8 protein-coding genes are annotated in these 8,438 nt (G+C 37.5%); 4 read left to right on the top strand and 4 right to left on the bottom strand.

From position 1 onward, the window contains the following. A partial coding sequence (locus GR160_RS19425) for a hypothetical protein (protein ID WP_237421213.1) occupies nt 1-271 on the top strand: 271 nt, incomplete at its 5' end. A gap of 677 nt (nt 272-948) precedes the next feature. Here the strand turns inward: GR160_RS19425 and GR160_RS11890 are convergent. Beyond that, nucleotides 949-1,680 carry a class I SAM-dependent methyltransferase gene (locus GR160_RS11890; protein WP_160750081.1) on the bottom strand — a complete coding sequence of 244 codons (732 nt, stop codon included), beginning with the start codon at nt 1,678-1,680 and terminating at the stop codon, nt 949-951. 143 nt (nt 1,681-1,823) lie between these two features. Here GR160_RS11890 and GR160_RS11885 point away from each other — a divergent pair, with 143 nt between their 5' ends. Together GR160_RS11885 and GR160_RS11880 are read left to right on the top strand one after the other, a co-directional pair. Further along, nucleotides 1,824-2,639, top strand: a complete 816-nt coding sequence (locus tag GR160_RS11885) for a 2,3,4,5-tetrahydropyridine-2,6-dicarboxylate N-succinyltransferase (RefSeq protein ID WP_160750080.1) — start codon at nt 1,824-1,826, stop codon at nt 2,637-2,639. A gap of 3 nt (nt 2,640-2,642) precedes the next feature. Further along, nucleotides 2,643-4,478, top strand: a complete 1,836-nt coding sequence (locus GR160_RS11880) for a glycosyltransferase (RefSeq protein WP_160750079.1) — start codon at nt 2,643-2,645, stop codon at nt 4,476-4,478. 308 nt (nt 4,479-4,786) lie between these two features. Here the strand turns inward: GR160_RS11880 and GR160_RS11875 are convergent, their stop codons facing one another. Continuing rightward, a complete protein-coding gene (locus tag GR160_RS11875) occupies nt 4,787-5,587 on the bottom strand; it encodes a glycosyltransferase family 2 protein (RefSeq protein ID WP_160750078.1) in 801 nt (266 codons plus the stop codon). A 15-nt stretch (nt 5,588-5,602) separates the two neighbouring features. Beyond that, nucleotides 5,603-6,367 (bottom strand): Kdo domain containing protein, encoded by a 765-nt coding sequence (locus tag GR160_RS11870; RefSeq protein ID WP_160750077.1) that lies wholly within the window; start codon nt 6,365-6,367, stop codon nt 5,603-5,605. A 76-nt stretch (nt 6,368-6,443) separates the two neighbouring features. Between GR160_RS11870 and GR160_RS11865 the strand changes: the two genes are divergently transcribed. After that, nucleotides 6,444-7,502: a glycosyltransferase family 1 protein gene (locus GR160_RS11865; protein WP_160750076.1), complete on the top strand. Its 1,059-nt coding sequence runs from the start codon at nt 6,444-6,446 to the stop codon at nt 7,500-7,502. Here the strand turns inward: GR160_RS11865 and GR160_RS11860 are convergent. Then, nucleotides 7,499-8,392, bottom strand: a complete 894-nt coding sequence (locus tag GR160_RS11860) for a hypothetical protein (protein ID WP_160750075.1) — start codon at nt 8,390-8,392, stop codon at nt 7,499-7,501. The genes GR160_RS11865 and GR160_RS11860 overlap by 4 nt on opposite strands. Nucleotides 8,393-8,438: the final 46 nt, after the last annotated feature.

Below are 8,438 nucleotides of genomic sequence, written 5' to 3'. Positions count from 1 at the left end.
TTTTACCCGTTTAAAGATTCAAGTTTTAAAGACTTTCAATTTCTTTATTCTCTCATTCTCTAAGCGGCTGCAAAACTACAACTTCTTTTTAAACTCACAAGCTTTTTTTGAAAAAAAATTTATTTTTTTAAGCTTCGTTTTAAAGTCAACCAGTCTTGCAATGAACTCCCTTTCCTTTCGGTTTGGGTGGGCAAAGATAAAATCTTTTTCCCTTATCATCCAAGCTTTTTTTTATTTATTTTTTCAGCCTTTTTCAAAGCCTATTCTTTAATAAAATCCGGTCTTTTCAGTCTTGCAATGAACTTCCCAATCCTCTCGGTTTGGGGTGGCAAAGATAACAACCTTTTTCCTTTCCATGCAAACTTTTTTTAAACTTTTTTTTCGATGCTTTCCTCTATTAATACAGCTCCGCCTTTACAGCAAAACTCTTATTATATAAAGGTTTTCTTCTCTTTTTGCTTGTGTCAGTCTGTCAGTGAACTTGTGCTTGATTGCGGGTGCAAAAGTACCACTCTTTTTTACTTTTACAAGCTTTTACATAACCTTTTTTTAATCTTTTTTTTAAGTTTTTATTAACTCACTGTTTAACTGATGTTTGCAAAGAAAAGTTTTTTGAAGGTTTTTTAGGATATTGAAAGGTTGGTGGGTTTTACAGCCAAGCTTTGGCTATTTTTTAATAACAGAATGAGTTTGGAGTGAAGATTTAAGGATCTGGTAAAAGCCTCACTTCCTCCCCCTGCTCAAAGGAGAGAGGAAAGCTACACTCAAATCCTGTAATAAACTAACGTAAAAAAGCTCACAAACACAAAACTACCCCACCCCTTAGCCCCGATTGACGCGACAGCCCCGCAGCACAGCGAAGGGCTACAGCAAAAAGCGGGTACTGACATTATAAAATAGCACTTAAGACGACCGCTACTTATAAAGAAAGTCTGCTTTTATTATTGATCACACCTCCCCTATTCTTAATAAAAGCGGGAAAAACACTTGCTTATCGCTTTTTTGCCATGAAGTTTTTAAGTCATTATATATAAGGTGTACCGGATCTACACCTTTATCTTTAATATAGTGTTGTGTTGCCGACCACGTTTGAAGGTATCCTACAAGTTGCTCTAACGTCCAGGTAAAGCGGTTAAAGAACTTTCTGCTCTCAATTTCCCGAAACGGGAATGGTATTGTAGTATAGTTTTCGTCTACATATTTGCGTTCGGCATCCCAATAGGGCCCGACAATTTCTTTATAAAAGTGCGATAATATAATATCGGTATCCAGATTTGTAGAAAAAACGCCGTATCCCATTACCGCTAAAATCCCATTTGGTTTTAATACCCGTTTAATTTCTCTATAAAAAACATCAAAATCAAACCAATGTATGGCCTGGGCAACAGTGATAAGGTCAAACTGCGAATTATTAAAACCGGTTTCTTCAGCACTCCCCTCCTTATATATAATATTAGGTAGCTGTTTTGCATTTTCTAATTGCTTTGTACTAATATCTGTGGCATATACTTCTTTAAAATAAGGAGCCAATGCCACCGCTACCTGCCCGTTTCCTGTGGCAACATCTAAGGCCATATCAAAATTTTGCACATGAGATAGTATATACTGTATCATCTCTGCCGGGTAGTGTGGACGAAATTGAGAATAAGCAGCGGACTGAGCTGAAAAATTATCTTTCATATTATATAAGTTTAAATGCAATTTTTAAAGGTACGCCCTTTTTTACTGCATCCATAATTTAATACTGCTTTGTTGTGATATTTATGGCAATAAATAGTCTATTTTAATAGGTTTGCTATCTTTGCCCAATTATAATTTATATCATGACCACACTACAAACCATTATAGAAAAAGCATGGGACGACCGCGCCCTGCTACAGGAAGAAACCACAATTAACGCCATTCGCGAAGTTATAGAACTGATAGACAACGGAAAACTGAGGGTTGCCGAGCCTATTGAAGGAGGGTGGCAGGTTAATGAATGGGTTAAAAAAGCCGTGGTGCTTTACTTCCCTATTCAAAAAATGGAAACACTTGAGGCTGGTATTTTTGAATATCATGATAAAATGCTTTTAAAACGCAATTTTGCCGAAAAAGGCATTCGTGTGGTGCCTAATGCTGTAGCACGATATGGTGCTTATATATCATCGGGCGTTATATTAATGCCGAGTTATGTAAACATTGGTGCCTATGTAGATGAAGGAACTATGGTTGACACCTGGGCTACCGTGGGCAGTTGTGCACAGATAGGTAAAAATGTACACCTTAGTGGTGGCGTAGGCATTGGCGGTGTGCTTGAACCGCTACAGGCTGCACCCGTTATTATAGAAGATGGCGCCTTTATTGGATCTCGCTGTATAGTAGTTGAAGGTGTTCGCGTTGAGACCGAAGCTGTTCTTGGAGCTAACGTATGTCTTACAGCCAGTACAAAAATAATTGATGTTACCGGAGACGAGCCTGTAGAAATGAAAGGTGTTGTACCTGCACGCAGTGTAGTTATACCGGGCAGTTATACAAAAAAATTCGCAGCAGGCGAATATCAGGTGCCATGCGCACTTATTATTGGAAAACGCAAACCTTCTACCGATCTTAAAACATCGCTTAACAACGCTTTACGCGAATATGATGTAGCGGTTTAATAAATGGATAAACCTGCCACAAAAATATCTGCCCTTGCCATTGTTTTTAACGAAGAGCATAATATAAGGGAATATCTGCACAACATGTCGTTTGCCGACGAGATCGTTGTTGTAGATTCTTTTAGTACCGATAATACTCCTAAAATTATTAGGGAGGAATTTCCGCATGTGCGTTTTTATCAAAGGGTATTTGACGATTTTTCTTCTCAGCGCAACTATACTATAGACCTGGCTTCTTATGACTGGGTCGTTTTTTTTGATGCCGACGAAAGAGTATCGCAAAAAGGTATTGCAGAGATAAGGAAAAAAATTAACAGCCAGCCGGAAGAGGTAGCTTTTTTAGTAAAGCGAACTTTTTATTATGAAGGCAAACCATTAATAAATAACAGTGTTAATACCGATAAGACCATCCGTATATTCAGGAGGTCAAAGTGCCGTTATTCTAAAAAGCTTGTACACGAAAAACTGGATATTAAAGGAGCGGTAGGTTCGTTACGATATGCAATAGATCACTATTCGTTTAAAAACAAAGAAGATTTTTTAAGCAAAAGGTTAATGTACAGCCGGCTTAAAGCCAAAGAGTTGCTGGACAAGAACATTAAACCTAACTTTTTTCACTATAAACTAAGGCCGTGGTTCAGGTTCTTTAAATATTATGTTTTAAAACTGGGCTTTCTTAACGGAAGGCGCGGTTATGAAATTGCCGATATACTTGCTCAGGACGAATACATGCGTTATGTGTATTTAGTAGAGATGCAACGCGCCGAGCCTGAAAACCTTAAACTTAAAATTTTGGTTATCCAGCAAAAAATGATAGGCGATGTTTTGGTAAGCTCTATTATTTGCAACAACCTTAAGGCAATATATAAACAATCGAGTATTGAATATCTTATCTATCCGTTTACTCAACCTGTAGTAGAAAATAACCCTAATATAGACCGGGTGATTTTGTTCGACAACAAATACCGCCAAAACAAATGGCACTTTTTACAGTTTTTAATTAAAACGCGAAAAGAAAAATATGACATTGTTATAGATGCCTATGGTATATTAGAGAGTAATCTTATAGTGGCATTCTCCGGCTCCAAACAAAAAATAGGGTTCTATAAAAGCTACACCAGTTTTTTATATACCGATACGGTAAAAGAATTAAAAATCCCGGTTAGCAATGCCGGTCTTGCAGTAGACAACCGTTTACAGCTATTAAAAGTTTTACAGCCTGATGCTAAACTTAGCAACCGCCCTATTATATATATGAGCGATGCGGAAATAGCAAACGGAAAACGTATAGTGGCTGAAAAAGGGCTTGATAAAGCCTCTAAACTTTATATGATTGGTGTATTGGGCAGTGGCAAGAATAAAACTTATCCGGCTCCATACATGGCACAACTACTGGATGTTATTGCCAAAGAAGATGTTACATTGGTATTTAATTACATACCTGCACAGGCAGAACAGGCTATCGAAATTTATAATTTATGCAAGCCGGAAACCCGTGAAAAAATAAGGATGGACATTACACCCGGAACTATAAGAGAGTTTTTATCGGTTCTGTATCACTGTGATGCGCTTATCAGCAACGAGGGCGGTGCCGTAAACATGGCAAAAGCTATTAAAATTCCAACCTTTACAATCTTTTCCACATGGATTAACAAATCGGCGTGGAACTCGTTTGATGATGGAAAAACTGTTGTATCAGTCCACCTGCATGATTTTAAACCGGAACTTTATGGCAGTAAAATGCCGAAGGAAATGAAAAAAGAAGCCATGCGATTGTATGAAGAGTTTACACCGCAACTTGTTTTACCTTCGTTAGAAAAATATCTTGAAGTAAATTAACCTGAACTTGGGTTAAATGTTTTTTATCTAAGCCTAAAAGGTTTTAGAACCATAGGTGTTCGGAAGATAATTGATGTATTTTTTTCATTTGTACAGAAAGTAAGTCCCGGAGGGACGGAATGTTTATAGCAAAGAAAAAGAGCGGTTTTTAAGCCCCAGAGAGGCGACATATTATTTTTACATGTCGCTTCTCCGAAGCTCACAGAAATCCCGTTCATTTTTCTATAAACATGTCGCTCCTACCGGAGCTGGACTGCCCCTTATTTCCGAACACCTGTATCTTTAAAAACCTTGCAGATTGGTATCTGTTATTCAATACCTGTATCAGTTCGTACAACTTTATTTTTACGGGTATATTCTCTTATTTCATTATTCTTTTTCCACATTTCAGGGTTTACGTAACCACGGGCATGGTCTAAGTGCACGCAAATAGCACTGTACCTAATTTGTTTAGCCTTTAATCCTTTATTAAAAAGCCTCTCCCCCATTTCGCGATCTTCGCCGCCATACTGCATTTGGCGGTTAAAACCATTTACTTCTATAATGTCTTTTTTTGATGCCGATGCGTTATGCCCATTCCATGTGGCTTTAGTGGGCGTAAAAAAGTTTAGTAATTTAGCTTTTAAACCACTGGCAGTAAGTTTCAAAGTACTACCTTTAAAACCATTTGCCTTTAGCCATTTTGCATCAAAACAGTTTTGTGCAGCAATATCCTCTTTTGTTATGGCTTGTGAAATATCCATCGGCAGCTTAAAATATCCGCCGGATAAAAAATATCCCTGTTGCCTGTGTTGCAAATGTGTAGCTACAAAATCGGCACGCGGAATACAGTCACCATCAGTAAAAATAAGGTAGTCAGATGCAGATGCTACAACAGCTTTATTCAGTATCTGTGTTTTTTGGAAACCGTTGTCTTCCTGCCATACATGAACCAGCGGCATATTAATTTCGGCACGCAGCCTGTCTAACAACTCTTTTGTTTTAGGCCCCGAACCATCATCGGCAATAATAATTTCAAAATCCTGTTCGGTTTGCACGCTAAAGCCCCATATAACTTTTTCAAGCCAGGCTTCGGCATTATAAGTGCTCATAATAACAGATGCTTTCATTGTACTGTCTGTAAATTATGGTTTTTTAAACTTTAATTTCTTTTTCAATGCTCTCTTTCTCCAAAACTTCCTCTGAAATTCGGAGGTCTTATCCCAAAGCGTTTTAAAAATTTCCTGCTCAGGCTTGTTGTAATATTTAGCATATTCATTGCTTATCACAGCAACCATTTCTTCTTTTGGAGTTAATTTTTTCAGGTTTTCCATACGCAGGTCAAAATTCATGTGTTCATGAAAATTCATGCGGTTAAGGTCTACCAAATAAAAATTGTACTGTCCCGGTGCAGTTTTCTTTATGAGCGTGTTGCCAGGAGAATGGTCTGTAAACTCAATCCCTTTTTCGTGCAGTATATAGCAAAAGTGGGTAAACTGCCTCAATATAATATCGTGCTCCGGAAAATCAGGAACCTCAACAAGCTCTCTAAACGTCAGGTCGGCAAATAAATGTTCGCTAATGTAGTAGCTGTCTTTAAGCCCAAAGGCGTCACGGTTTTCAAAATAAGCATAAGGCTGTGGCGTACCTATGCCTTTTTCCTGTAGCTTTATGGCATATTCATATGAACGCCTCGCTTTAGATTTCCTGAAATAGCTATATATAATGCGGTTAAGGGCATTAGGAATTTTAAACGATTTTACAATAACGTTGTTACCTTCTACCTCAAACTCTTTAATAATATTTCGGGTACCTATAACAAAATCCTTACCCTGTTCTTTAAAGTTATCAATAACAGATATGAGGCTTTGCGTTATGTTTTTAAAATCGGGATGAATGCGAAACTGCATAAAAATAATTTGAACAAAAATAAGTATTACAGGGTTGCTAATCTAAATTAATCGATATTTTTACCAAAAAAAAAGCATGAGGTCTGTTTTCCTGGAGTCGCATAACATGAAAAATCGTGCCGGTGGTTTGGGTACATTTAACTACGAACTTATTAAAGCCATAGCAAACCAGCCCACCAGTGATCTTGACATTTACCTGAACCTTAAAGATGTAAAAAAGGCACAGGAGCAGTTTGGCAACACCTTTAAATACCACCAATACAGCAGCCTGCAACGCCATGCATTTTTAAGGATCCGTAAAAAGTTTGATGTGTGGCACAGCCTCAACCAAAACACTAAAGTAGAGCCTTACAGGCAGCCCGGCAAATATATTGTTACCATACACGACGTTAACTTTATGGAAGAGCAAAGTCCTAAAGATGCCGCCCCTAACATTGCTGTGTTGAAAGAAAAGATAAAACGGGCAGATGTTATTACTTACATATCTGAATTTGCAAGACAACAAACCCATCAGTATTTTGACATCCCTAATGTACAGGAAACCGTTATTTATAATGGCAACCCCATATCTGAATTTGTAGATTATAAAAACTACACCCCAAACATACCCTTAGATAAACCTTTTTTTTACAGCATAGGCGATTTTATAGAGCGCAAGAACTTTCTTGCCTTAGTAAAAATGATGGAGGTTATGCCGGGATACAACCTTGTAATTTCGGGAGGAAACGATAAAGCTTACGGGCAGCATATAAAAGACTATATTAAGCTTAAAGGTTTAGAAAACAGTGTTTTTTTAACTGGCAAAGTGAGCGAAGAAGGCAAGCAATATTTTATGGCCAACTGCGAAGCCTTTCTATTTCCGTCGATACGCGAGGGGTTTGGCCTTCCTGCCATTGAGGCAATGAAATTTGAAAAGCCTGTTTTTTTGTCAGATAAAACATCATTACCTGAAGTGGGTGGAGACGCTGCTTTCTACTGGAATGATTTTGACCCTGAATATATGAGTAATGTGGTTACACAAAAATTAGAAGCCTTTAAAAACAACCCGGCTCCTTATCTTGAAAAGATAAAGAGCCGTGCCGATTTTTTTAGCTGGGACAAAGCCGCAGCCGAATATTTAAAACTTTATCGTTAAAAGTATTTTTCAAATTCGTGTTTGCCTCCTTTAAAAAGGTGTTTAAACCATTGCCCAAAATTTTTCTTAAGCAAAAAGGTTTTAGAAATTTCCATTTCTTTAGTTTGCGCAAAATGACGTTTTATGTCTTCCATATTTGTAACGGGCAGGTAGCCTAATTCTTTCCACTGCGTGCCGTTAAGATAAAAAACATCTTTTATCTCCTGATAGTTGTCTTTATTGGCTCTTTTCCATTTCGATAAAAACTCAGGATTAACCTCATCACGGTGCCCCCAGTTGTTTATCTTGTTCTCTAAATCGGCTTCAGAACGCGATAGTGATTCGTGAAACGTAAAAGCATCTGTATAAATAATCCTTTCGCGGGTTTGTCTTGCCTGCTTATAGTTAGGATAGTTAGTAGCAAAAAGTGCCTTGCAGGTGTTTTTTACATAGAGTATGCCTCCATCTACATATTTATAAATGTCTATATGAAAGCCCGATATTTGTACAGGATTTTTTTCAGGGTCATCTAAAAACGAATTTCGTTTTCTCAGTTCTTTTGCAAAACCGACAAAGTCTACAAAATATTCGTCGCTGTCTACCTGCACCAACCAATTACCAATACCCATTTTTAAAGACAGCATGTGTCTTTCGCGCGTGTCGTTTTGTATGGGTGTAAGAGTGGGTATGTAAAAATTATCCCTGTAAAACTCTATCTTATTTTCTGTATCAAACTCCTCTATCCATTCAAAAAAAGAAGGATCGACTTCAAATTTATTACCGGACCATGTTAAATAATTTTCATCCCCGGCTATAAAAATCCTGTCAGCCTCTTTATAAACAGGCGGAATGGAAAGCTTAAGCTTTTCATAATCATACGACAAAAGAAAACCAACATGGATTTTTCTCATAGCATTGTTTTGTTTTATGAGGCAAAGTTACTATAATTAATTTGTA

The organism is Flavobacterium sp. Sd200, from assembly GCF_009826935.1.
Taxonomy (GTDB): Bacteria; Bacteroidota; Bacteroidia; order Flavobacteriales; family Flavobacteriaceae; genus Flavobacterium.
Note: the sequence above shows the minus strand (reverse complement) of the source record. Positions and strands in the feature narration are given on the sequence as shown.

What these genes read in the sequence shown, in the direction of transcription:
- GR160_RS11890 (WP_160750081.1), bottom strand. Translation starts at nt 1,680, where the DNA reads ATGAAAGATAATTTTTCAGCTCAGTCCGCTGCTTATTCTCAATTTCGT.
- GR160_RS11885 (WP_160750080.1), top strand. Translation starts at nt 1,824, where the DNA reads ATGACCACACTACAAACCATTATAGAAAAAGCATGGGACGACCGCGCC.
- GR160_RS11880 (WP_160750079.1), top strand. Translation starts at nt 2,643, where the DNA reads ATGGATAAACCTGCCACAAAAATATCTGCCCTTGCCATTGTTTTTAAC.
- GR160_RS11875 (WP_160750078.1), bottom strand. Translation starts at nt 5,587, where the DNA reads ATGAAAGCATCTGTTATTATGAGCACTTATAATGCCGAAGCCTGGCTT.
- GR160_RS11870 (WP_160750077.1), bottom strand. Translation starts at nt 6,367, where the DNA reads ATGCAGTTTCGCATTCATCCCGATTTTAAAAACATAACGCAAAGCCTC.
- GR160_RS11865 (WP_160750076.1), top strand. Translation starts at nt 6,444, where the DNA reads ATGAGGTCTGTTTTCCTGGAGTCGCATAACATGAAAAATCGTGCCGGT.
- GR160_RS11860 (WP_160750075.1), bottom strand. Translation starts at nt 8,392, where the DNA reads ATGAGAAAAATCCATGTTGGTTTTCTTTTGTCGTATGATTATGAAAAG.